This window comes from Ravibacter arvi (assembly GCF_039540405.1).
Lineage (GTDB): Bacteria > Bacteroidota > Bacteroidia > Cytophagales > Spirosomataceae > Ravibacter > Ravibacter arvi.
The window spans coordinates 119036-144197 of the sequence record NZ_BAABEY010000020.1 but is presented as its reverse complement, the minus strand read 5'-3'; the positions used below and the strand labels follow the sequence as shown (position 1 = coordinate 144197).

18 protein-coding genes are annotated in these 25162 nt (G+C 50.9%); 12 read left to right on the top strand and 6 right to left on the bottom strand.

Annotated features, from left to right (window positions below; translation table 11 throughout):
* Positions 1-31 precede the first annotated feature (31 nt).
* Positions 32-247 (top strand): hypothetical protein, encoded by a 216-nt coding sequence (locus ABD852_RS10595; protein WP_345028499.1) that lies wholly within the window; start codon positions 32-34, stop codon positions 245-247.
* A gap of 397 nt (positions 248-644) precedes the next feature.
* Here ABD852_RS10595 and ABD852_RS10590 read toward each other — a convergent pair whose 3' ends face one another.
* Together ABD852_RS10590 and purU are read right to left on the bottom strand one after the other, a co-directional pair.
* On the bottom strand, positions 645-4454 hold the full coding sequence (locus tag ABD852_RS10590) for a PVC-type heme-binding CxxCH protein (protein WP_345028498.1): 3810 nt from the start codon (positions 4452-4454) through the stop codon (positions 645-647).
* 817 nt (positions 4455-5271) lie between these two features.
* Positions 5272-6105 (bottom strand): formyltetrahydrofolate deformylase, encoded by an 834-nt coding sequence (purU, locus tag ABD852_RS10585; protein WP_345028497.1) that lies wholly within the window; start codon positions 6103-6105, stop codon positions 5272-5274.
* A 93-nt stretch (positions 6106-6198) separates the two neighbouring features.
* Here purU and ABD852_RS10580 point away from each other — a divergent pair, with 93 nt between their 5' ends.
* Positions 6199-6678, top strand: a complete 480-nt coding sequence (locus ABD852_RS10580) for a GAF domain-containing protein (RefSeq protein ID WP_345028496.1) — start codon at positions 6199-6201, stop codon at positions 6676-6678.
* A gap of 21 nt (positions 6679-6699) precedes the next feature.
* On the opposite strand, the gene ABD852_RS10575 is transcribed toward ABD852_RS10580, so the two are convergent.
* A complete protein-coding gene (locus ABD852_RS10575; protein WP_345028494.1) occupies positions 6700-7056 on the bottom strand; it encodes a YraN family protein in 357 nt (118 codons plus the stop codon).
* A gap of 95 nt (positions 7057-7151) precedes the next feature.
* Between ABD852_RS10575 and lipB the strand changes: the two genes are divergently transcribed.
* From lipB to ABD852_RS10555, 4 genes are all read left to right on the top strand, one after another.
* Positions 7152-7883 carry a lipoyl(octanoyl) transferase LipB gene (gene lipB, locus ABD852_RS10570; RefSeq protein ID WP_345028493.1) on the top strand — a complete coding sequence of 244 codons (732 nt, stop codon included), beginning with the start codon at positions 7152-7154 and terminating at the stop codon, positions 7881-7883.
* Positions 7884-8069: 186 nt separating this feature from the next.
* On the top strand, positions 8070-8813 hold the full coding sequence (locus tag ABD852_RS10565; RefSeq protein ID WP_345028492.1) for a 3'-5' exonuclease: 744 nt from the start codon (positions 8070-8072) through the stop codon (positions 8811-8813).
* A 30-nt stretch (positions 8814-8843) separates the two neighbouring features.
* On the top strand, positions 8844-11228 hold the full coding sequence (gene rnr, locus ABD852_RS10560; RefSeq protein ID WP_345028491.1) for a ribonuclease R: 2385 nt from the start codon (positions 8844-8846) through the stop codon (positions 11226-11228).
* Between the two features lie 70 nt (positions 11229-11298).
* The gene (locus ABD852_RS10555) at positions 11299-11811 is read left to right on the top strand and encodes a DUF2911 domain-containing protein (RefSeq protein WP_345028490.1); all 513 of its coding nucleotides are present in this window, start codon (positions 11299-11301) and stop codon (positions 11809-11811) included.
* A gap of 90 nt (positions 11812-11901) precedes the next feature.
* Here the strand turns inward: ABD852_RS10555 and ABD852_RS10550 are convergent, their stop codons facing one another.
* On the bottom strand, positions 11902-12324 hold the full coding sequence (locus tag ABD852_RS10550; RefSeq protein ID WP_345028489.1) for a Fur family transcriptional regulator: 423 nt from the start codon (positions 12322-12324) through the stop codon (positions 11902-11904).
* Positions 12325-12703: 379 nt separating this feature from the next.
* Between ABD852_RS10550 and ABD852_RS10545 the strand changes: the two genes are divergently transcribed.
* The 3 genes from ABD852_RS10545 to ABD852_RS10535 all read left to right on the top strand — a co-directional run bounded on the left by ABD852_RS10545 (position 12704) and on the right by ABD852_RS10535 (position 19208).
* The gene (locus ABD852_RS10545; protein ID WP_345028487.1) at positions 12704-14833 is read left to right on the top strand and encodes a bifunctional aldolase/short-chain dehydrogenase; all 2130 of its coding nucleotides are present in this window, start codon (positions 12704-12706) and stop codon (positions 14831-14833) included.
* 844 nt (positions 14834-15677) lie between these two features.
* The gene (locus ABD852_RS10540) at positions 15678-16553 is read left to right on the top strand and encodes a tyrosine-type recombinase/integrase (RefSeq protein ID WP_345028485.1); all 876 of its coding nucleotides are present in this window, start codon (positions 15678-15680) and stop codon (positions 16551-16553) included.
* A gap of 63 nt (positions 16554-16616) precedes the next feature.
* Positions 16617-19208, top strand: coding sequence for a phosphoenolpyruvate carboxylase (locus tag ABD852_RS10535; RefSeq protein ID WP_345028484.1), 2592 nt, complete (start codon positions 16617-16619; stop codon positions 19206-19208).
* 23 nt (positions 19209-19231) lie between these two features.
* Here the strand turns inward: ABD852_RS10535 and ABD852_RS10530 are convergent, their stop codons facing one another.
* Positions 19232-20137, bottom strand: a complete 906-nt coding sequence (locus ABD852_RS10530; RefSeq protein WP_345028483.1) for an AraC family transcriptional regulator — start codon at positions 20135-20137, stop codon at positions 19232-19234.
* A 295-nt stretch (positions 20138-20432) separates the two neighbouring features.
* Here ABD852_RS10530 and ABD852_RS10525 point away from each other — a divergent pair, with 295 nt between their 5' ends.
* Together ABD852_RS10525 and ABD852_RS10520 are read left to right on the top strand one after the other, a co-directional pair.
* Positions 20433-22058 (top strand): fucose isomerase, encoded by a 1626-nt coding sequence (locus tag ABD852_RS10525; protein ID WP_345028482.1) that lies wholly within the window; start codon positions 20433-20435, stop codon positions 22056-22058.
* Between the two features lie 165 nt (positions 22059-22223).
* Positions 22224-23414, top strand: coding sequence for a metallophosphoesterase (locus ABD852_RS10520; RefSeq protein ID WP_345028481.1), 1191 nt, complete (start codon positions 22224-22226; stop codon positions 23412-23414).
* Between the two features lie 7 nt (positions 23415-23421).
* Here the strand turns inward: ABD852_RS10520 and ABD852_RS10515 are convergent, their stop codons facing one another.
* A complete protein-coding gene (locus ABD852_RS10515) occupies positions 23422-24000 on the bottom strand; it encodes an RNA polymerase sigma factor (protein ID WP_345028480.1) in 579 nt (192 codons plus the stop codon).
* A 155-nt stretch (positions 24001-24155) separates the two neighbouring features.
* Here ABD852_RS10515 and ABD852_RS10510 point away from each other — a divergent pair, with 155 nt between their 5' ends.
* Positions 24156-25139, top strand: coding sequence for a FecR family protein (locus ABD852_RS10510; RefSeq protein WP_345028478.1), 984 nt, complete (start codon positions 24156-24158; stop codon positions 25137-25139).
* Positions 25140-25162 lie beyond the last annotated feature (23 nt).

Below are 25162 nucleotides of genomic sequence, written 5' to 3'. Positions count from 1 at the left end.
AAGTTTTTTGCGAAAACACCTTGTAGGGGAGATGACAAATAGATGTTGTCAATGGAAGTCTATGGTAGCCGGAGGCTACCACCCGGACGGTCATCCTGAAGCGGAGCGCAGCGGAGTCGAAGGATCTCCTGTTGGTATAAAAAAGCCCTCTGAAAGGGATTGGGTACAGGGACCGGGAGATCCCTCCGCTGCGGTCGGGATGACCCTCCGGTTGGAGCGGCGCCAAACCTATTGTTGTCAATGGTAGCGGAGCGCAGCGGAGTCGAAGGATCTCCTGTTGTTATAAAAAGTCCTGTAAAATGGATTGGGTACTGGTAAAATGGATTGGGTACTGGGAGCGGGAGATCCCTCCACTGCGGTCGGGATGACCCTCCGGTTGGAGCGGCGCCAAACCTATTGTTGTCAATGGTAGCGCATCTGCCGGATGGTCATCCTGAATGGAACGCAGTGGAACTGAAGGATCTCCTTTTGTTATAAAAAGTCCTGTAAAAGGGATTGGGTACTGGGAGCGGGAGATCCCTCCACTGCGGTCGGGATGACCCTCCGGTTGGTGCGGCGCCAAACCTGTTGTTGTCAATGGTACCGTAGCGGAGGGACCTCCTGTTAGGACCGGGAGATCCCTCCGCTACGGGATGACGGTACCGCTATTTTTCCGCCTTTCTCAGATAGCCGATCAAATCCACTACTTCCTTGTCTGAAAGCGTAGTGAGAAGGCCGGGGGGCATCATGGAGACCGGTGTAACTTCACGCGACTGAATATTTGATTTCAAAATAATTGCCGGAGCCTGGCCCACGATTTTTAAGGTGACCTGCTGGTTATTTTCAGCCGCGATATTTCCGGCAAAGGTCCGGCCGTCGCGGGTGGTAATGACGACCATTTTGTAATCGTCCTGGATGTCGGCACTCGGCTCCAGAATATTGGCCAGCAAATAATCCAGGTTTCTCCGGTTAGAGCCGGTAATATCCGGTCCGATGTCACCGCCTTTTCCATACATTTTGTGGCATGGTCCACAGGTATTGATAAAAAGCTGTTTGCCTGCGGCCAGATCTGCCTTATCGGTTGCCTGGTCGCTCAGCAGCTTGCGGTATTTGGTATACTCCTGGTGTACCCCCGTATTTTGCTGCTCAATGGGGCCCCATACTTCCACAAAGCCACTGCCTACCACGCGGAGCAATTGACGGGCAGCATAGGCCGGAACGTCCTTTTTGGGGACAGCACCCGACGCTATGGCGCGTGTCAGTAATCCGCCATAACCGGGACGGGAGGACAAGGCCATAATGGCTTCCTTCTTTTCGACGGCATTGTAATGCTTGTAGTCATCCAGGAGCTTTCTCCCCAGTGAATTCAGGTCATAGGCGGCGACTGCGCGAATTGCGTCTTCGCGCAAAGCCGGATCGTCCAGCAGCGCCGGCAACAGGTCAGACAATTCTTTTCGCTGGCGCCCGGACAGCGTGGCTATCGCTTTCCGGCGTTCGGTCAGTGGCGCTTTTTTATCTTTGATTACCGAAGCCAAAGCGGTATTAGCCTGGTTGTCGCCGAATTTTCTGCCGATTTCGGTAGCAAGGGCCTGTACGTCCGCATCCCGCCCTTTGAGTTTTTTGAGAAGGGCCGCCCAATTGCCGGGGACTTCCACTTCAGCGTGGGTGTCGAGCCCGTCACGGATTCCTTCGAGCATGGCTTTTGTTGCCGGGCTTTCTACCGGGAACCGGCCGAAGAGCTGATTGAGCTTTCCGGCGTCCAATAGCCTGCGGGCGATGTAGTTGGCAGGTAAGGCCAAACGACTTCCGGCAGCAAGCGCAATGGATTTTTCAGGCTGGTCGGCAACCAACGGTTCCAATCCGAACCAAATCATTTTCGGGAGGTTGTGGTCCGAATTGTCGGCTTCGTGCCTCACGAGCCCTTCGAGTATTCCCCAGCGGTTTTCGGGCGTTAGCCGCTGAATGGCGGCCGCAAGATAGAGACGTACCACGGGAGAGGTATCGGAAGCCGCCATTTTCGAGAGGACGGTTACAAGGTCTTTTGCATTGCCATTGTCCTCGCACAGCAGTTGGACAGCCCAGGCGCGGATATACTCGTCCTGATCCTGAAGTGCCCGCATAAGCTCTTCTTGACTGAGGTTCCCGGTGACATGCAAAGTCCAAAGCGCCTTTAGCCTCAGGTCCGGATTGGAGCGGTCCGAGAAGGCTTTCTGCAGCATACTTACCGCTTTAGGGTCTATGGCCTTTTGCGTAGCCCGGTATTGAAGAATAACCCGCGCCCTCCGGGTATGCCAGTCGCTTTTATTGGCCTGCAGTTCGGCGAGCTGCAAATCCGACCAGGCGGACAGGTCTTCATACCTTCCTTTCCAGTTATCCGCCAGCGATTTTTTGGGCGAAATTCTGAAAATCCTCCCGGTTTCCTTGTTCAGGACATCGGACCCGCAAATGTCCGCATCGTGCCAATCGAGTACATACAGGTTGCCATCCGGGCCTATTTCCATACTAAAGCCTACCCATTGCGCATTGTTGGCCATCAGGAATTCGTCGCCATGCTTACCGATGAATCCGGAGCCCTTCCGCTCAAGAATGTCTGAGAGAACGGCGTGTTCGTGGATATTGGCCATGAAAATGCGCCCTTTCTGATCTTCGGGATAGGCATCCGACTGGTAGATTCGTGCTCCGCCATGTGCCGACCGGTGGCTGTGATCCGCAATGGTACGTATATCGCTATAAACATAAGGGTTGAAATGCTGCCCTCCCTGCCGGTGATAAATGCCGCCCGGTACCACATGCCAGAGATGCGGGATCACGCAGGCGGTAATGAACAACTGGCCTTTGGCGTCATAGTCAATTCCCCAGGGGTTGCTGAAGCCGTGGGCAACCACCTCAAACTTGTCTTTTGTAGGGTGATAACGCCAAACGCCGCCGTTGATATCCACCCCGTCGCGAACTTCTATTTTGTCAGGATAGGGGTCTTTCCCTTTGTAAAGTTTTCCTTTTCCGACAGGCTTGCCCACCTTAGACGGCGTCGCAAAGCCCTGTAACCCGTACAGCCAGCCATCCGGCCCCCAATGGAAGCTGTTGAGCGTTTCGTGGCGGTCGCGAATGCCCCAGCCGGTGAGACGAACTTCAGTCTGGCCCTCATCTGCCTTGTCGTCCCGGTTCTTGTCCGGAATGAACAGGAGATTGGGAGGGGCGCCCACGAATACGCCGTCGAACCCGACTGCCAGGGCTGCCGGAAAGGCAATTCCTTCTGCGAAAACCTTGCGGGTATCGGCCACGCCGTCGCCGTTGGTGTCTTCCAGTATCAGGATCCTGCTGTCACCGGCATTTGAGAAACCGTTTCCGCGGTTTTCGTAATCCCGGTTTTCGGCAATCCACAACCGGCCCCGGTCGTCCCAGCAAAATGCCATCGGTTGGGTCATCAGCGGTTCTGATGCCCAGACGTTTACCTGGTAGCCGTCTTTTACGGTCATGGATTTAACCGCATCTTCCGGGGTGAGAAACTTGGCGGCTTTCCCCTCTTCCTGCGCGATTTTCCAAAGCTCGGAGGTGTTTCCCCGGCCTGAGAAGCTGGCCCAGTCCTGGTTCATGGTTACATCGTTGAGCTCGCCGCTGTAGACAATCAACTGATGCCTGGTTATTTCGGAAGTGCCGTTTGGTAATTTCCATTCGCCGCGTCTCGCCTTGGCGGTGCCAATTCCCATCTGGTTGTCAACGCGCCAAACCTGTGGGTACCCCCTGTTTTGGGGATGATCGAAGATAGCGATGTGGTCAGCCTGTTTTCTTCCTTCATATTGTAATCCGAGGTCCACCCACATGGCGGGCTGGCCTTCGGCTTTTTGGTTGACCTGCCTCGCAGCGTTGGTGACTTGCCCGGGCATACCCTGCTTCCAGGGCATTCTTACAAACAGGCCGCCATAATCATATTTTCCAAAGGTGAGGTCCTGGTTGGCATCGCCCTGCCATTCGAGGTCCATCACATATTTGTTGTCGCGGATGGTAAATGACCAGTTCTGAGTTTCAGTCATAAGCGGCTCGCCCTTTTCGTCGAGCAACTGATAAACGGTTTGCCAGCTTACCTTTTCGCCTTCGTTTTCGGTCACGGAAAAAGACATGCGTTTCCAGTAGTCGCCGCGGGGATTGTGAAAATAGTCCCGTCCGTTGATCCGGGTAATGCCCCAGTAAATACCGGTTTGATGGGGGTGATGCCCCGGGCTGTATTCAGTAAGCACCTGCCCGCCCTGCGGAGCAACCAGCGGGTGAAGGAATGGCCGGAAATCGGGCAATGCGTTCTGGACGAGAATTGGTTCAGGCCGGCCCTCGCGGAAAATGGAGATGGTTCCCTTACCGTCATCTTTGACGGCTTTCAGCGTGTTTTTTGCTTCAGGTTCAACCGGCCTGGCGTACCAGTTGATGAGACTCAGGAAAATAATTAGAAACAGAGTGGAAAAACTGTAAAGTCTGATTCCCATGAAAGTAATCTTAATAGGTGCTTAATTTACCTGATATAAAGAAGTGTTTTGACTACACTTACTCTATCCCGATATCAAAAGCATACTGAGCCGCTGCTTTGCCCGGTGGGAAACAAGGCTTCCACTTATTTGTACCCAACAGATTTGCTAGGGGTGGCTCATTCCTTTCAAAAAGAAAAGAAAAGCGGTCATTAGCCCGATGAGGGTTACAAACCTGAGCAGTCCGACAAGACTCTCTATTATTTTGGCGGAGTTCTTAGAAGCTCTCATAAGGCATTGTGACGAAAAAATATGCCGGGCTAAACCGGCTTGGTTGTTTATCTGTTTTGACGGTCTTTTTTTTGTTTTGGTAACAACATTGTAGACTTTTTTTGTTGGGGAAAGGTTGGAGTGCTATATCGACTTATGTGCAACGGACTAACAGTCAGTCAGTCCGATCGCGGCGGAGGAATCTTACTCAAATCCCCTGAAAAGGATTATCCCGTTAAAAACAGGAACTCCCCGGCTTCAGGGGGGCCGGCAAGACGGAACTGTCATGCCCGGGAAAACCCACGGAGAATTGGTTTTGCTTTCAAAACGCAGCAACATCATTCATGAGAATACAGGAGTGGGGAGATAACCCCGAGAGAACCGCGCAGACGGCCGATGCAGCAATTTACCGGTACCAGTCGGCTACATTAAATATCAGTCGGACGCATCCCGATACTGTCGTCAAAGTTAAGGTCAGGCTTTTCTGCTAAAATTATACCAACGGGAGAGAAATATTCGAGAAAGGTAAGAAATACAGGCTGTTAGCGTGTCTGTTGCAACCTGAAAGCTACAGAATAACCGTGCGGTTCCGATAGATGAAAACCCGGTCGGCGAACACGAGCTTCAATGCCTCTGATAATACTGATTTTTCTATGTCACGTCCCAGCGTCGCCATGTCGGCGGCAGTTTGCCGGTGACTTACCCGTTTCACATCCTGCGCGATAATCGGACCTTCATCCAGGTTATTGTTCACAAAGTGCGCGGTAGCGCCGATAATTTTGACGCCTCTTTCATAGGCTTGCTTGTAAGGATTGGCGCCTATAAATGCAGGTAAAAACGAATGGTGAATGTTGATGATCTTTTCCGGGAAATTTGCGACGAATTCCGGGCTCAGGATCCGCATGTATTTAGCCAGGACTACAAACTCCGGCTGATAGCGAAGCAGGATCTTTAACAGTTCTTCCTCGTGCCTTTCGCGGCTTAACCCCTCATGCGACACATGATAGAACGGAATGTTGAATTTTTCAACGAACGGCCGCAGCGTGTTGTAATTACCGATGACCGCCTTGATATTGGCGCCCAATTCATCGAAAGCGTAGCGCGCCAGGAGCTCGGCAAGGCAATAGTGCTCTTTGGTGACCATCAGGACAATGTCCTTTTTCCGGTCTGACTTAAGCCGCAGCCGGAGTCCCTCAGGGAGGGCTTTCTGGAGCGCCTGGAGCACGATATCCGGGTCGATATTGCCCTCGAATTCCGTACGCATGAAAAAGAAACCCGAAGGGCTTACGTATTCGTCGTTCCGGATAATGTTTTGCTGGTGTTCAAAAAGCACTCTGGTAACGGTAAAAATAAGTCCTTTGTGATCGGGACCATCCATGAGCAGGATATGTCGGGAATTCATTTTTTAGTGATTAAACGCGGTCATTACAATACAAGCGCCAAAAATAAAAGGCTTATATTGATAAGCGATAGAATAACGAACTATTTTGCCAAAATGAATATTTCCATACAGGCCGGCGGCAGTGACCGGGATTTGTACGATTCGCTTTTTGACACAGTCTCAGCCCTGCTTGAAGGTGAGAGCGACCTGACGGCTAATTTGGCCAATGTTTCAGCTGTTATCAAAGAAATGACCCGTTTGTGGTGGGTAGGGTTTTACCTGGTCAAAGAAGGGCAACTGGTTCTGGGGCCGTTCCAGGGACCGGTCGCCTGCACCCGGATTCCCTTTGACAAAGGCGTTTGCGGCGCCTGCTACTCAAGCCGCCAAACGATAGTGGTAGAAGACGTGGAAAAATTTCCCGGCCATATTGCTTGCAGTGCGACTTCCCGCTCCGAAATGGTGGTGCCTGTTTTTCACCGGAACGGAACCGTGGCCATGGTGCTTGACCTGGATAGTGAATATCCTGCCAGGTTTCAGGCAAGCGACCAGGCCGGGATGGAGCGCATTGCCAGGCTGATCGAACGGAAGCTGTAGCACACAGGAATTCGCCCTTCGCTAACAAAATGCATCTTCAATATGGTGAATCGAATAAGCGTCCACGGCGGCGGTTATGATGCCTATAATGTCAAAGCGTATGTCGGACTGCCAGTCGTATCTGAAGATATAGTGTTCGGCTGCTCTTTTGATCAGTCGGGCTTTCCCGGCATTTACGAAGGTCTCGGGCAAGCCGTAGGCGGTCCATTTCCTGGTTTTTACTTCGATAAAAATTAAGGTGCCGTCTTTTTCGGCAATTAAATCTATCTCGCAATGCTGGAATCTGAAATTACGGCACCGTAAGGTAAAACCGTTTTCTGTCAGGTACTTGGCGGCGATTTCTTCACCCCACAGCCCTGTTTCGTTCGGGTCATTCATTTGAAGTATAGTAACGGATGGAATATTTTTTAAAGATATCGTGTTTTCTTTTAAAAAACGGGCCTGTTCATCCAAAGGCTCTGACTAATTGACAAATGGATTTGATCAGTAACAAGCAGGTAGCTTTTAAAAATCTGGGGTTAATCGACTACAAAGCCGCCTGGGACTACCAGGAAGAGATTTTTAACCAAACGGTCGCTACCAAAATCAGCAACCGGAAGTCGGGACCGGACGCCCAGGAGCCGACCCGGAATTTTCTCTTTTTTTGCGAACATCCCCATGTATATACACTCGGGAAAAGCGGAAAGGAAGGCCATCTGCTGCTGGACGAAGCTGCGCGTGACCAACGGCATGTAGATTATTACCGGATCAACCGCGGCGGGGACATCACCTATCACGGTCCGGGGCAACTGGTCGGGTACCCCATTCTCGATCTCGATCATTTTTTTACAGACATCCATAAATATGTACGCTGCCTCGAAGAAGCAGTGGTACTAACACTGGCCGACTACGGGCTGGACGCAGGCCGTATTGAAGGACTTACCGGGGTATGGTTGGGCTACAACGGCGAGGGACCCCCGCGAAAAATCTGCGCCATAGGTGTAAAAATGAGCCGTTGGGTAACCATGCACGGATTTGCACTGAACGTCAATCCCGATCTGGCCTATTTCAGTCATATCGTTCCGTGCGGCATTTCGGACAAGGCAGTAACTTCCATGCAACTGGAACTGGCACGAAAAGTAGAGATGGGCGAAGTTGCAGCCCGTTTGAAAGCACACCTGGCCGGTGTTTTTGGTATGAGCCTTGTGGACCAGGAAGGCCGGTAACGGCGGAGAGGCTTCTATTTTTCCAAGCTTAAAGGTAAATTCTCCAAAAAGTTTACCTTTGTTGAAACACCATCGCGCGGTTCGGCCTGCGCGGTCTGAACTGTATTGTCTGCCACACCGGTTTCCGTTGCCGCCGGCGACTAATACTTCAAAATCCAAGGCTCAGCCTAAACTAAACACCTGACGATGTCCCCCGAATTTCGAAAGAAAGTAAAAAACATACTGTTTCTGGATCTGGAAACGATTGCCGCTTACAGGTCTTACCAGGAGCTGTCGCCGCGGATGCAGCAGCTTTGGGACAAAAAAGCGCAGGTGATCAGAAAGCGTTCTGCAGACGAAGAAGTTACGAATGAATCACTGTATGAGGAACAGGCGGGCGTTACCTCGGAATTCGGTAGAATTGCCTGTATCGCTTTTGGCGGGATTTTTTTCAATGACGACGACGAGCCTTGCCTGAAGGTAGCATCATTTGCACATAATGACGAGGCTGATTTGCTGAGGACCTTTAAACGGCTTATTGAAAAATACCAGCAGGAACAGTTGATACTCTGTGCGCACAACGGGAAGGAGTTTGATTTTCCCTACCTGTGCAGACGGATGCTTATCAATGGAATAGAGCTGCCGCGCGCCTTGCAGATGTCGGGAAAGCGTCCGTGGGAGATTCTGCACCAGGACACGATGGAGCTCTGGAAATTCGGTGACTACAAGGCTTATACTTCGCTCGATCTGCTGGCGGCAGTTTTTGATATCCCGGGAAGCAAAGGTGAGATGAGCGGCGACCAGGTGACGTCGGTATATTACCTGGAAAAAGATTTGGAGAAGATTTGTCGTTACTGCCGTGAGGACGTGGTGGTGCTGACGCAATTGTATCTGAAAATGCATCTGCAGCCCACGATCAAAGAAGAAAATATTACCCGAATCAGCTCCTGATCCATTGGAGCGGGACGGAAAGAAACCAATATGCAAAAGCAAAAAAAACCAAAACAAAAAAGCCGCGAATTTCAGGCGGCGACCATCCAGAGAAATTATTTTTCAGAGCTGGTGGAATCAATCAGAGAAGAATTGCTGGTAGCGCTTGAAATGCTGCCGGACCCGGTTTTCAGGTTCCAGGACCTGGTGGCCGGGCTGGCGGTGGAAGATCCGAAGCTGAGGGTTCTTTACCAGGAAATCTTCCAGGACCTGGTGGTGGAAGGACGGGTGGAAAATGAAAAGGAAGGGCTGTTCCGGTGGTTGGGAGGAAGTGTGCAGCGCAGCGGAAAACCCAAGCCGGAGGCGCCTTTCCCGGCCGAGGTACCGGGCAAGGCAGCCAGGAAAAACGGTACGCTCAAAGCAGACCAGTTTACAGGCAAAGTAGAGCATGTGAACAAAGGCTTTGCCTATGTGGTAGTACAAGGACTTGAAAGAGATATCTACGTAGATACTGATGATTTACGCGGCGCTATTGACGGTGACGAGGTAAAAGTACAACTGTATGGCCGGCGAAGAAATGACCACGAACAGGGCCGGGTAGTGGAAATCCTGAATGACGTTCACCAGCAGGTGGTGGGCGTGCTCAGCCACGGTGGTCGCTACGCTTTTGTACGCCCCGATAACCGCAGGATTTACGAACCGGTGGATATTCCGCTTAACGAAATCAACGGGGCCGTAAACGGAGATAAAGTGATTGTTGAGCTTACCAGCCGGGCCAGTCGCTCGCGCCCGGCCCTGGGCAAGGTGACGAGCGTGCTTGGAAAAGCGGGGGATCACAATACTGAAATGCATGCCATACTGGCGGAATTCGGCCTGCCAAATGAATTCCCGGATGAGATCATTACCGAAGCCGAAGCAATACCGGAGCAGATTGACCCTTCCGAAATTAAAGGACGAAAGGATTTCAGAAAGGTGCTGACAGTCACTATAGACCCGGTGGACGCAAAAGATTTCGACGACGCGCTTTCGTTCAAAAAACTTGCCAACGGAAATACCGAAGTGGGCGTGCACATTGCAGACGTGTCGCATTACGTACGGCCCGGTACCCCTATTGATGCGGAAGCCTATCAGCGCGGGACCTCGGTATACCTCGTCGACAGGACCGTTCCGATGCTTCCCGAAAAGCTGTCCAACAATCTTTGTTCGCTGCGGCCCCATGAAGACCGCCTGGCTTTTTCCGCAGTCTTTGAAATGAATCCTCAAGCGGAGGTTGTCAAAGAATGGTTCGGAAGAACGGTTATCCATTCCGACCGGCGGTTTGCATATGAAGAGGCACAAGAGGTTTTGGAGACCGGTACAGGCGACTATGCCGATGAGCTGAAAACACTTAACGAACTCGCCAAATCCTTAAACCGGGAGCGTTTCAGGGAAGGCGCTATCAATTTTGAAACCACAGAAGTAAAGTTCGTGCTGGATGAAACCGGGCGACCCGTCGGCCTGACCAAAAAAGTCCGGAAGGACGCGCATAAGCTTATCGAGGAGTTTATGCTGCTGGCCAACAAACGGGTAGCAGAATTTGTTTTCAGGATTTCGAAAAAGAAATCCGAACCCAATACCATGATCTACAGGATTCACGAGCCGCCTGACCAGGATAAATTGAATACTTTTTCGGTATTTGTAGCGCGGTTGGGTTACTCCCTGGACGTGTCTAATGAAGAAAAGCTTGCGAAGTCGATGAATGGCATGCTGCACAAGGCGGAAGGAAAGCCGGAGCAGAATCTTTTGGAGACGCTGGCGGTACGGACCATGGCAAAGGCCCGGTACAGTACGGAAGACATAGGTCATTTTGGTCTCGCCTTTCAACGTTATTCGCATTTTACTTCGCCTATTCGTCGCTATCCGGACCTGATGGCGCACCGTTTGCTGCAGCATTACCTGGACAAAGGCGCTTCGGTAGATGCGGAGGAACTGGAAAAAAAATGCATGCATTGTTCTGAGCGGGAGCGTCTCGCAACTGATGCAGAGCGGGCATCCATTAAGTACAAGCAGGTGGAATATATGTCGCTGCAGGAAGAGGACAAGGTTTATGAGGGGGTGATTTCCGGTGTGACCGAGTTTGGCATGTTTGTTGAAATCAGCGAAACTGCGTCGGAAGGGCTGGTACGAATGAATGACCTGAACGATGACTATTATGAGGTGGACAAGGAAAATTACCGGCTGGTGGGAGAGCGGTCCGGGAGGATCTTCACTTTCGGCGACCCGGTAAAGGTCCGTGTGAAAGAGACCAACCTGTCGAGAAGAAGCATGGACCTTACGCTTGTTGACGCATTCAGTGTGTCGCGACGGCGCGGGAAGGCAACGGCCGGAAAGACCGGGAAAGGGAAGATTGCGAAGCCGAAAAGGGACAAGGGGAGGAGTGCGCGGCGGCGCCGGTAAGAGGGCGTGTGTAACAAAAATCAAATTGTAACGTTAATTGGGATATTCGAACCATCAAACCGAGAAAAACATGAAAAGAGTAGGTTTATTTTTTGCTGTTTTTGCCGCGACCCTGGCTTTCGTTATTGCACAGAAGAAGGAGGAAAGTCCGAGGGTAAGCGCAGAAAGCGGAAATGTTAAAATTGAATATGGACAGCCATCCAGAAAGGGAAGGGAATTATTCGGTCCCGAAGGCAGTCCTGCCCTCGAGAAATATGGAAAAGTCTGGAGGATCGGCGCAAACAAGGCTACTGAAATTACCTTTAAAAAGGACGGTACTTTTGGGGGGAAAAGTGTAAAAGCAGGTACTTATACGCTTTTCGCAACTCCGTCAGAAAAAGATTGGACGATTATATTGAATGGCCAGCTTGACCAATGGGGTGCGTATAAGTATGAGCAGCATAAAGGAAAAGACGTGTTGCAGGTTAAAGTTCCTGCCAAGACGTTCAGCAACTCGGAAGAAAAGCTGACCTTCAGGGTAGCAGCTTCATCTTTGGATTTTCAATGGGGCAATGCCGGGTTTTCGGTGCCGATCAAATTCTGATAGCGGGCTAAAAAAAAGAACCTCCTCCGAAAATCGGAAGAGGTCTTTGCCACTACTCATTGTTAACCAATATAATCCTTCTTTGCCAGGCTATTGGTGCGCCTCTTTTTTAAGGGGCGCACTGATTCTGTTTTCACAGTTGTCTTCGCTGCACGTGCCGTAGAACACCAGTGCCTGATCGGTAATGTTGAAACCCAATGCGACTCCCACGTTGTCCTGGATGGCTTGAAGCCTGGGATCGCAGAATTCTTTGATGTGGTGGCACTCATTGCACACGAGATGCCCGTGCTGCCTGAATCCCAACGCTTTTTCAAATACTGCTCCATCGCCGTTAAAGCGGTGTTTTTTTACCAGGCCGCAGGCCACCAGCATGTCCAGCGTATTGTAGACGGTAGCCCGGCTTACGTGAAAATTCTTGCTTAAAAGCGTATCATAGAGATCCTCCACGTCAAAATGGTCATTGCGACTGTATACCTCCTCCAGGATCGTAAACCGCTCTGTTGTTTTTCTCAAATTTCGATTTTCGAGTTCTTTCTCTAAAATCTGTCTGACTTTCTCAAATCCTATCGTATTCATCCGAACCAGAAAACTAAAAGTGACGGTAAATGGATAAGTTCTGCTTCTCCCTTCCCCTCGTTCATGCAACAAAAAAGGATGGCCCTTCTGTTCATATCAGGCTATCGTTTCTTTATGCAAAGATAATGTATTTAGACTTATTACAAATAATTACCCGGATAAATTTTCCCGGAAGTCTTTTTTGGCCCGGTAGCAGGTAGGTATAGGAAAGTTCCGCGGGGATTTACCTGTAAGTTTGTTATGAGAGCAGGTATTGGGCGCCTAAACCACGATGCCGGTTCTGCCAAAAGAACCATTCTAACGCAATTATTCTAAAATGGCTGACAAAAACGCCTTCAAACATGTAAGTTATTTGTGGGACGAAGCAAAGGCCAGCGAGCTTGCTGGTGACGAGGTCGCTTTGTTTATTTATCGTTCCAACCTGCTGGGGGCAGATCTCAGACTGACCAACTACGGCGGCGGAAATACTTCTGTGAAAATAACCGACAAGGACCCGCTCACCGGGCAACCGACCGAAGTGATGTGGATCAAAGGTTCGGGCGGGGACATAGGCACGCTTACAAAATCGGGTTGTGCCGCCTTGTACATCGACCGTTTGAGGAGCCTGGAGAACGTTTACCGGGGCATTGAATTCGAAGATGAAATGGTGGAATTGTTTAACCATAGCATTTTTGATCTGAACTCGAAAGCGCCTTCCATTGATACGCCGCTCCACGGGTTCCTTCCGTTTGCACATATTGATCACCTCCATCCTGATGCCGCTATTGCAATAGCGGCCGCAAAGGATGGAAAGAAAATAACAGAAGAGCTTTTCGGCGGCACCATCGGCTGGGTAGAGTGGCAACGCCCCGGGTTTGACCTGGGCCTGAAACTCCGCGCCTGTCTGCAGGAAAATGCTGAGAAGGGTGTTGCCCTGCGTGGGATTATGCTCGGGTCTCACGGGCTTTTCACCTGGGGAGATACGGCTTATGAAAGCTATGTCAATACCCTGGAAGTAATTGAGAAGTGCGCAGAATACCTGGAGGCCAATTATGGCAAAAAGCGGCCGGTCTTCGGCGGCGCCAAAATCACAAGCCTGGAGCCTGCTGCGAGAAAGGAACAGGCGGCGGCGCTAGCTCCGGTTCTACGGGGTTTCTGCTCGAGCTATGTGCAGATGGTGGGGCATTTTACGGACGACGAACGGGTACTTGAGTTTGCTAACTCCAACGACCTGGCGCGCCTGGCCCCGTTGGGAACCTCTTGCCCGGACCACTTCCTCCGGACCAAAATTTCGCCGTTGGTGCTTGACCTGGCGCCGGATGCGGATTTGTCCGATACGGAATCGCTGAAAGCGAAAATCCTGCCCGCGGTAGAAGCTTACCGCGCCATGTATACCGAATACTACGAAACGTGTAAGCATGCGAATAGTCCTGCGATGCGCGACCCGAACCCGGTGGTGATTCTTTATCCGGGTGTGGGTATGTTTACATTTGCTAAAAACAAGCAGACGTCCCGCGTTGCGGCAGAGTTTTATACGAACGCTATTAACGTGATGAAAGGCGCTGAAGCCGTAAGTGAATATACTTCTCTTCCGCGCCAGGAAGCCTTTGATATCGAATACTGGTTGTTGGAGGAGGCAAAATTGCAGCGCATGCCGAAACCAAAGCCGCTATCGGGTAAAATCGCCCTCGTTACGGGCAGTGCGGGCGGTATCGGCAAGGCAATTGCACGTAAATTCGTGCAGGAAGGTGCCGTGGTGGTTCTGAATGATATCAATGAAGACCGTTTAAAAAGTGCTGAGGCGGAGTTTGAAAAGGTTTTTGGCCGGGATGCGGTAGCGACAGCCGTTTTGAACGTAACCGACGAGGCCAGCATTGAAAACGCATTCAAGGCCTCGTGCCTTGCGTTTGGCGGGGTCGACATAATTGTCAACAACGCCGGGATCAGTATTTCGAAGTCCATAACAGACCACTCCATCGAGGAATGGGACAAACTTTATGACATCCTGGTGAAAGGCCAGTTTATGGTTTCCAAGGCAGGTGTTGAAATACTCCGCAAGCAGGGCCTGGGTGGGGATATTGTGAATATTGTGTCCAAAAATTCGGTGGTGTCCGGACCGAATAATGCCGGCTACGGGTCGGCGAAGGCTGCCCAGGCGCATATGTCGAGGCTATTGGCTGCAGAACTGGGCGGGGATAAAATCCGGGTAAATTCCGTTAACCCCGACGCGGTAATTGCCGATTCCAATATCTGGGCCGGCGGCTGGGCCGAAGGCCGCGCAAAAGCTTACGGAATTACCGTTGAGGAACTTCCGGCTTATTATGCCAAGCGGACGCTGCTGAACGAGGCCATTCTGCCTGAAGATATCGCAAACGCCTGTTTTGCATTTGTCGGCGGGCTTCTGAATAAATCGACCGGAAACGTTCTGAACGTGGACGGAGGAGTTGCGATGGGCTTTTTGAGATAGAACGCGGGTTCTTTGTTGTGGCCACGAATTCACGAATAGGTCGCTTTATTCGTGAATTCGTGGCTTTAGTATGTGATAAAGTGAGTCTCTGCCGCCCTGTCATCCCAACCGCAACGGAGGGATCTCCCGCTCCCAGTACCCAATCCCTTTCAGAGGGCTTTTTTATAGCAACAGGAGATCCTTCGACTCCGCTGCGCTCCGCTTCAGGATGACCATCCGGCAGATGCGCTACCATTGACAACAACAGGTTTGGCGCCGCTCCAACCGGAGGGTCATCCCGACTGGAGCGCAGCGGAATGGAGGGATCTCCCGGTCCCCGTACCCAATCCCTTTCAGAGGACTTTTTTATAGCAACAGGAGATCCTTCGGCTCCGCTGCGCTCCGCTTCAGGATGACCGTCCGGCAGATGCGCTACCATTGACAACAACAGGTTTGGAGCCGCACCAACCGGAGGGTCATCCCGACCGCAGTGGAGGGATCTCCTTTTCCCGTACCCAATCCCTTTCAGAGGACTTTTTATAGCAACAGGAGATCCTTCGGCTCCGCTGCGTTCCGCTTCAGGATGACCATCCGGCAGATGCGCTACCATTGACAACAACAGGTTTGGAGCCGCACCACCCGGAGGGTCATCCCGACCGCAGTGGAGGGATCTCCCGGTCCCCGTACCCAATCCCTTTCAGAGGACTTTTTTATAGCAACAGGAGATCCTTCGACTCCGCTGCGCTTTGCTCAGGATGACCGTCCGGGTGGTAGCCTCCGGCTACCATTGACTACCATTGACAACGGAATGACGGGGGAATGTCGTAGCTTTACCTCAGATTTACGAACAGGTAATTCCATCAAAATGCGGGACCTACTCAAAGTTTTTCTGGACCATCTCCAATATGAGAAAAGATCCAGCCGTCACACGGTCGCGGCTTACCGAAGCGATCTTGAACAGCTTGGCGTTTACCTTCTGGAACAGGGGAAACTCCCCGGGCAAGCCGAACGAAACGACCTGAGGGGCTGGGTAGTGCTATTGGCCGGACAAAAGCTCAGCCCGGTTTCCATTAATCGCAAGATCGCGGCGATGCGTGCTTTTTACAAGTTCCTCAAGCGGAAAGGCTTCATAGAAAATGATCCGGCGGGCTTTCTGAACAGTTTGAAAAAGCCGAAAAAACCACCGGGTTTTGTAGAGGAAAGTGCGATGGAGCTGCTTTTCGAAGAGGTTAATTTTGAAGATTCTGCTTCGGGCAGGCGAGACCGGCTGGTGATCGAGATCCTGTACGGAACAGGTATGCGTTTGTCGGAACTGATCGGCCTGAAAATAGAAGACGTTAATATCCCCGCAGCAACACTCAAAGTTTTCGGGAAACGATCGAAAGAACGGATCATTCCGGTAACCAGGAGCCTGATTACATTAATCGGGAACTGCATAACCGAGCGGGAGCCGGTAGAAAGTGACGCGCCGTTGATCGTGACCGACAAAGGCGAGCCGCTTTATCCAGTTTTTGTCCAGCGCCTGGTGAAGAAGTATTTGTCGGCGGTTACTTCCATTGAGCACAAAAGCCCCCACCTGCTGCGACATACCTATGCGACGCATTTACTCAACCGCGGCGCCGATTTAAACGCCATAAAAGAGCTCCTGGGGCACGCCGGCCTGGCCGCAACACAGGTGTATACGCACAATGCAATTGAGGAGCTTAAGCGGACTTTTTTGCAGGCGCATCCGAAAGCCTGAACGGTTTTATGTTTATATTTGCGGAACGCGGAAAAGTTAAAAGTTTATTTTACATTTTGTCATATGAGTGACGTTTTTCAGGACACCGTAGTAACAAAGTACAATATTTTTAATAGTCTTTTCCTGAGTCTTCCCTATAAAGGAATCTTTCAGACCGGGTCTATCCTGCCTCTTATTACCCAAAAGTGCGAGGAGGGTTTTGCCAACGGAAAATCACCGGTTGAGATAATCGAAGCTTTTTTTGGAGAAATACTGGAATCGGCAGGAGAAAAAGAGCGGATTGATCTCCTCTTTTCGATGATCAAGTACATCGAAAGGCAGGTGGTGCTGTTTGATTCCGTCGAAGATGCAGCCTTCTCGGAAACGCATGACCTGGAAGGGAAAGGCTCCGTCAATTTCCTGATCAACAGGATCGGTTCGGAGACTCAGCGGGAAAAGATGATTAAAAAGCTGGAAGAGTTCAGTGTCCGGATTGTTTTGACGGCCCATCCCACCCAGTTTTACCCGGGCAAGGTATTGGGGATTATCAATGACCTGGAAAGCGCAATCCGCGAGAGTGATTTTGCTGCCATTAACCGCCTGCTGCTTCAATTGGGGAAAACCGGTTTTATCAATAAAGAAAAGCCGACCCCTTACGAGGAAGCCGTGAGTCTGTGCTGGTTTTTGGAAAAGGTTTATTACGATGCAATTGCAGAAATCGTATGGAAGCTCGCCAACGCTCTGCAAATCCCCGCTCACGAATGGAAGTATCCGCAGATTCTCCAGTTGGGCTTCTGGCCCGGAGGCGACCGTGACGGGAACCCGTTTGTAGACAAGCAGGCCACATTGGACGTTGCCGCCAGGCTGAAATCCACCCTTCTGCGTACTTATTACCGGGACATCCGTGTGCTGAAGCGCCGGCTTACCTTTAAAGGCGTGGAAGATTATATCGTGGTACTGGAGCGCAAAATGAACAACACCATTTTCGGGCCGGAGGACCAGGGATACGCCAGCGCCGACGAGGTATTGGTAGAGCTGCTGGCCGCCAGAAAAGTGCTCCAGGAAAGACACGAGGGATTATTTGTAGAGTACCTGGACAAATTTATACTGAAAATCAGGTTATTCGGGTTTCACTTTGCCAGCCTTGATATCCGCCAGGTAAGCACCAAGCACGACAAGGCCTGGGAGGATATACTTCGTCGGCTGGAAAGCAAAGTGCCGCTTCTCAAATATGAAGAATATGAGCAGTGGGACGATGCCAAAAAGATAAATCTCCTGCTGTCGCTCAATATACCGCTCCGGATAGACGACTACGAGGATGCAATCACGAAAGACATCCTGGGCTCGATCCATGCTGTCAAAAAGATTCAGAAAAGAAACGGGCCGCTTGGCTCGCACCGCTATGTGATCAGTAATTGCAGCTCTGCTCTGAACGTGATCCAGGTGTATGCTTTTGCCAAAAACCTGATTGCGCAGCCCGACGGCGCTGTGCCGCTCGATATTGTGCCGTTGTTTGAAACTATCGACGATTTGGCCAACGCGCCGCAGGTAATGCGGGCTTTGTACGAAATTCCGGAGTACCGGGCGCACCTGGCCGGCCGGTTCGACAAGCAGACCATCATGGTCGGTTTTTCGGACGGTACCAAAGACGGCGGCTACCTCAGAGCCAACTGGTCCATCTATGTGGCCAAGGAAGAGCTGACCAGGGTATCGCGGGAGTTTGGGGTGAACGTCACCTTTTTTGACGGCAGGGGTGGCCCTCCCGGCAGAGGCGGCGGCAATAGCCAGGATTTCTACGCCTCGCTCGGCAAGGACATTGAAGACAAGGAAATACAGCTTACCATCCAGGGGCAAACGATCAGCTCTAACTATGGGACCGTTCAGACCGCCATGTACAACCTGGAGCGTCTTTTTACCGCCGGGTTCGAAAATCACCTGTTCAGGGGTACGGCGGACGAGCAGTCGGAGTCACTGAACGATACCGACAAGGCGCTGTTGGAAGAACTGGCGGAAGCTTCTTACGAATCGTACCTCAGGCTGAAAAACCATCCCTCTTTCGTGCCGTTCCTTGAGAACCGGACCCCTCTTCGTTTTTACGGGCAGACCAACATAGGAAGCCGCCCGACGAAACGTAAAAAGGACGGAGAGGGGCTGCGGTTTGAAGATTTACGTGCCATACCTTTTGTGGGCTCGTGGGCGCAGATGAAGCAGAATGTGCCCGGATTCTACGGTTTCGGCGAAGCGATTGTCGCGATGCGTGAAACCGGCAAAATGGGCGCGCTGAAGAAACTCTACAGGAAATCCCTGTTTTTCAGAACGCTGATAGAGAATTCCATGCAGGCCTTGTCGAAATCGTTTTTCCCGGTGACCAAGTACCTGACCAAAGAGCCTGAGTACGCTGAATTCTGGAATATGATCTATGAAGAATTCGAGCGTACTACCGGTGCACTGATGGAGATTTCCGAGCAGAAAGAGCTATTGGACAGCAACCATGTTACCAAGGAATCCATCAAGATCAGGGAGCGGATTGTATTGCCGCTGATCACGATCCAGCAATATGCCCTCCAGATTCTGGCTGAGAGTTCCGAGCTTACGCCCGCTCAGACAGATTTGTATAATAAGTTGATTATAAGGGCTATGTTTGGTATTATCAACGCTGCCAGGAACTCAGCCTAGCAGTAAACGGATACGGTCGGTCGTCAGTTCCCGGAGCTGACGACCGATTTTTTTTCGCTTCCTTTCTCCAGGAATTTCTTTTTGTATTCCAACGGTGTCATGCCGGATACTTTTCTGAAATGACGATAAAAATTGGAAATATTATTGAAACCGCATTGGAAGCAGATGATTTCGATAGGGTACTTGTCCTCGATCAGCATGCGGCAGGCATGGCTGATCCTTATTTCAATTAAAAAGTCGTAGTAAGGCTTTTTGGTCATCATTTTGAAATAGCGGCAAAAGGAGGTAACGCTCAGGTTTCCGATTGCGGCGACCTCCGCCAGTGAAATTTCACGCCTGAAATTGGCCAGCGTATAATTGTATACATTGTTCAGCCTGATGTTTTCCTTCTCGCTTGATTTGTAAAAAGCATGGGCCGAGGCAATGGTGGTATATTCGTTCGACTCCGCCAGTATCTGCAGTATTTTGATGAACACAATCAGTCGTTCCATCCCTGTGGCCTGCTGCGCCTGGTAGAGCATGCTGATCACTGCGGCCTTCGTATCTCCCTGTATATACAAGCCCTGTCGTGCTTTTTCGTATAATTTGCTTACCAGGTAAGTTTCCGGAAGTTCATAAAATCCCTTTCCCAGGCATTCAGGTAAAAATTGCAGCACGAGCGCCTCTACATGGACGGCCGGGTCGTTCTGATAAAATCGCTCGTCGCAGCGCCAGGTATGCGGCAGGTTTTCGCCCAGTAGAATGAGCTCGTTTTCCGAAAAGTTATCAACGTTGTCGCCAATGAACCGGACTCCCTGGCCTTTTACCGTATAATGAAGCTCCAGTTCCGGGTGGAAATGCCATATCCTGCCAAAATTGGGCCCGATGGAGTGCGTTAGCGAGAAGGAGCTCTCCAGCGGAATGTTGATTTTGTGAAAACGCGGCTTCATAAAAGTAAAGTAAACAGGGTTCAGTTCGATCCGAAAATTAACATCAAATGGGGGTTTTTCAGATATTGATGTTAAGATCATACATTAACTCGATAAATAAATGGAACTGTTTCATGGTATTTTAATAGAATTTTGGAATTAGAGTGAAGTGTGCGCCGGTTGGTAGTAAAAAGTTGCCTGATCTTATCTTTTTTGTTAGCCTTTAGCGACAAAAAATGATTTGCACAGGCCTTTTGGGACAGGCAAACGGTATTAAAAAGAAAGTAGTATTATACAGAATTCCAATATTAGCAACATGAGTACACAAAAAGAGGTTTGGTTAGTAGCAAGCGGTGATTTGCGGCCTAAAGCAAATGAAGACTGCTGGCCGGCGCAGTTAGAAATGGAGACCAGGCTGGGAGCGGCTATCAGCGCCCTGGGCTGGTCTGTGAAACGCGCCCACCCTTATAATGCCGCGAAGAAGCACGGCTTCATCGATTCTCAAAAGTATGGGATGGAGGTATTCAGCGGTATCCCGGCAGACGCCCCCCTGATTGTTGCCGAAAGCGTATGGCAATACACGCATCATGTTCTGGCAGGCCTCACGACCCACCGGGGGCCTATACTGACCGTTGCCAACTGGGACGGGCAATGGCCCGGCCTGGTAGGTATGCTGAATATCAACGGTTCGCTTACCAAAGCCGAAGTTGCCTATAGCTCATTGTGGAGCGAAAATTTTGATGACGATTTCTTTACCAACGGGCTGCGCGAATGGTTCGAAACCGGTAAGGTAACCCACGATCTGAGTCACGTACGCGCGTATGACGCTGCCCAATTGCCGCAGGACGATGTTAAGACAGGCCATGAATTCGGGTTGGCACTTAAAAACCGGAAGGCGATTATGGGGGTGTTCGACGAAGGCTGCATGGGTATGTTCAATGCCATTGTACCCGATCACCTGTTGCATAAAACCGGTATTTTTAAAGAAAGACTAAGCCAGTCTGCGCTTTATGCGCGGATGCTGACCGTTTCCGATGAAGAAGCCGAAAAAGTACTCCAGTGGCTGCTTGACAAAGGAATGACCTTTAATTGGGGAACCGACGGCGCCACCCAACTGACAAGAGAACAAACGCTGGGCCAGTGCAAAATGTACATTGCGGCGGTGAGAATTGCCGACGACTTTGGTTGCGACACCATCGGTATACAATACCAGCAGGGCCTGAAAGACCTGGCGCCAGCCAGCGACCTGGTAGAAGGGCTGCTTAACAATACGGATCGTCCGCCGGTATTTTCCGAAGACGGCCGGGAACTATACGCCGGTGCGGCTCTTCCGCATTTTAACGAGGTGGACGAATGTGCCGGCATCGATGCGCTGGTTACCTATCACCTCTGGAGACAGCTCGGGCAACCCGCCGAGAACACGCTTCATGACCTGCGTTGGGGAGCCCAGTATACCGGAAATGGTATCGACGAGTATGTATGGGTATTCCTGATCTCGGGCGCAGCTCCGCCCGAACATTTTATCGGCGGCTATCAGGGGGCTGCCAGCGACCGGCAACCGGCCGTATATTTCCGGATGGGCGGCGGAAGCCTGAAAGGTGTAAGCAAGCCCGGAAATATCGTCTGGAGCCGGATTTATATCCAGGAAGACGCGCTTCATTGCGACTTGGGTGTGGGGCACGTCGCCGACCTGCCGGAAGAAGAAACGAATCGCCGCTGGAATAACACCACGCCGGAATGGCCCATCATGCACGGCGTACTCCACGGAGTTTCCCGCGATCAGATGATGGCGCGCCACCAGGCCAACCACATTCACGTGGTGTATACGAACGACGAGGCGTCAGCACACAGGGCCTGCCGTATCAAGGCGGCTGCGCTCGATGCAATGGGAATCAGGGTGCATTTCTGCGGAGACGTGGAACTGGCCGGGGCCGTGTCGTAAGTCCCGGAAAATCCGGGTTATTGAAAATCTGCCCCTGCATGAATTGAGAAATTTGTGCAGGGGCAGATTTTTTTGGGGAAGCTAAAGGAAAATCAAAATAATAAATGTTCTGTTAAAGTTATTTCGTTTGATATTCGTCTACCCTTTCAAACCGTTCTTTCAGATATGGCATTGCGATTCCTTTTCATGCTGTTGCTTTTTATAGCAGGCGATATTTATTTCTTCCAGGCAGTTTCCACGGTTACAGGTAACCCGCTTATCCATGCGGCTTATTGGACTGTAGACGTGATATTGCTGTTGGGGGTTATTTTTTCCATACTGATGGCGAGAACCGCGGCGTCGGCTCAGCGTTTCCTGGCGATCACGATGGGCGGGATGCTACTCGCTTTCGTTCCTAAGCTCCTTGCCGCTCCGGTTTTACTGGCGGAGGATTTGTTCAGATTGTTCCGTGGTTTTCCATCCAGGAACATCTATATAAGTGAAGTCGCGTTACTGCTGTCGGGACTAGCTTTCCTGATTATCGTGTTCGGGCTCACCCGCGGACGGCATTTTTACCAGGTAAGAAAGGAAACCATAAGTTTCCCGGATTTACCCGAAGCGTTTGACGGCTTTACCATCACCCAGATATCCGACGTGCATTCGGGCAGCTTCACCGATCCCGAAGGCGTACAAAAAGGATTGGACCTGGTAAATGCCCAAAATAGCGACGTTATTTTCTTTACCGGCGACCTGGTCAATAACCAGGCATCGGAAATGGAAAAATGGGTGCCGGCTTTTTCCGGGCTGAAAGCCCCGATGGGGAAATATTCTGTTTTAGGTAACCACGACTACGGCGATTATATCCAGTGGGAGAATCCCGATGCAAAACGGGAAAACCTGGCGCGCCTGAAACGGATTCACGCGGAGATAGGATTCAGGTTGATGTTGAACGAAGCGGTCACTCTTCAGAAAGACGGTCAGCAGATTACCCTTCTGGGAGTAGAGAACTGGGGGAAGGGCGGGTTTCATCAATATGGTGATTTGAAGCGGGCAGTGGCGGGTGTGCCTGACCAGGCTTTTAAAATACTGATGTCACATGATCCTTCGCATTGGGAAGGCGTAGTCCTGGACCATCATCAGCACGTGCACCTCACCTTGTCGGGGCATACCCACGGTATGCAATTCGGGATTGAGCTGTTCGGTCTCAAATGGAGCCCTATCCAATATGTGTACAAACAGTGGGCCGGCCTGTACAACCGGGACGGGAAATATTTGTATGTGAACCGTGGCTTTGGTTTCCTGGGACTGAAAGGTAGAATAGGGATATGGCCCGAAGTTGCCGTAATTACCCTGAAACGCGCGCAGCCGTCGGTCTGATCGCCTGTCAGCGCAGCAGCTGAAGCCACGCAAACGCCAGGAGAAGCCCCGGGAGGCTGATCATGTTTTCGCGCAGGTACTTCAGCGATTTATAAATAAGGTTAACTGCGGCGGGGTAGGAGATAGACATTACATCGCTGATTTCTTCGTAACCCATCTGGTTGTGGAACCGAAGGGAGATGGCCTCCCGTTGTCGCGGGCTCAATTGTTCCATAAAATGCGAGAGCCGTTTCTGAATGGCATCGTTCTGCTCCTCCAAAATAAGCTGTGACTCATGGCTGCCTTCCCAGTGTTCGCTATGATCTTCATCCAGGTGAGAAAACCGGGTGTCTTTTTTTGTCGCCCTTAAAAGCTTGTAGCGCAATGCCCGGAACAGGTATCCCCTGACGGAGGCTACCTCACCCAGGCGATCTCTTCCTGCCCAGAGCTCAAAGAAAAGGTCTTGTATACAATCGTCTACAAGCTCCTGTTCCTGGGTGATTTTATAGCCGTATTGAAACAATGCCTTATAGCATCTGTTGAAGATGGCTTCAAAAGACGACCTGTTCCCTTCCAAGAAAGTTTTCCATAGAATCTGCTCATCCATGACGGGAAGTGTACACCATTAATACGGTACCGATAGCAAAAATAGGCCATCGGATCAGGGGTTTAAAATTAACAAAAAGTTAAGGATGAAAAAAAAGCGAAAAATGTGATGATAAAAATCTGCCTTTGGACACTGGTAAGTGAAATCGTAAAATAATGAAAATGAAACCGGACGATTTAATATTGGACGACACCTTTTTGGCCTGGTATTTCCGGACCGATGAAGCTGCCTTTAAGAAATGGGAGGCGGTTCGGGAAACCGACCCGGTGGCTAAGGGACAGATGGACGAGGCGGTCCGGATGATAAAAATCATGACGGCCGGCGAGATGCCGGTATTACCCGAACAACAGGCTGCAGCCCATAGTCGGTTGATGACCCGGATCGACGACTGGGAGCAGCGCCGCCAATTTCCACGGCAGCTATCGGGCCGTCGCTTGCGGGTATGGTCGGGTGTAGCGGCTTCGGTGGCTGTTTTGGTCATGGTGGCCTACTGGCTGTATCCGGGGAAGTCGGACAGTTATACCACCGTTGCGGGCGAAAGCAGAAGAATAGAGCTGTCTGACGGGTCGGTCGTCAATCTGAACGGCGGCTCTTCACTTGAGGTGCAATTGGCCAAAGGTAAGGACCGCCAGGTCTGGCTGAAAGGAGAAGCCTACTTCCAGGTCAGTAAAATGGAAAACGGGCGGAAATTTATCGTCCACACCGACGACCTCAACGTGGAGGTATTGGGGACTGAATTTAACGTGAAAGGAAGGGCCGAGAAAACGGTTGTGGTGCTGGAATCGGGTAAGGTGCAATTAAGCCTCGGCGATCAGCACGGCGATAAAATGCTGATGAAGCCCGGTGAAAAGGCTGAATTCTCCAGAGAATCGGGAAAGCTGACAAAGCAGGAAGTAAATACACGCGTATATACCTCCTGGCGAGAGGGCAAAGTGCTGTTTGAAAATGCCGGTGTGAATGAAATTGCCGAAATACTGAGAGACCGGTACGGTTTGACGGTGCAGGTCAGGAACGGAAGCGCTCTGGGTGAGTTCAACGGGCTTTTTCCCGCAGATGACAAAGAAATTGTACTTACGGCTTTGCAGAAAACCTACCCCGGGCGGATTGTCCGTAACGATAATTCCATTCAGATCAAGTAACCTCCAATCCAGTTTGTTTTATA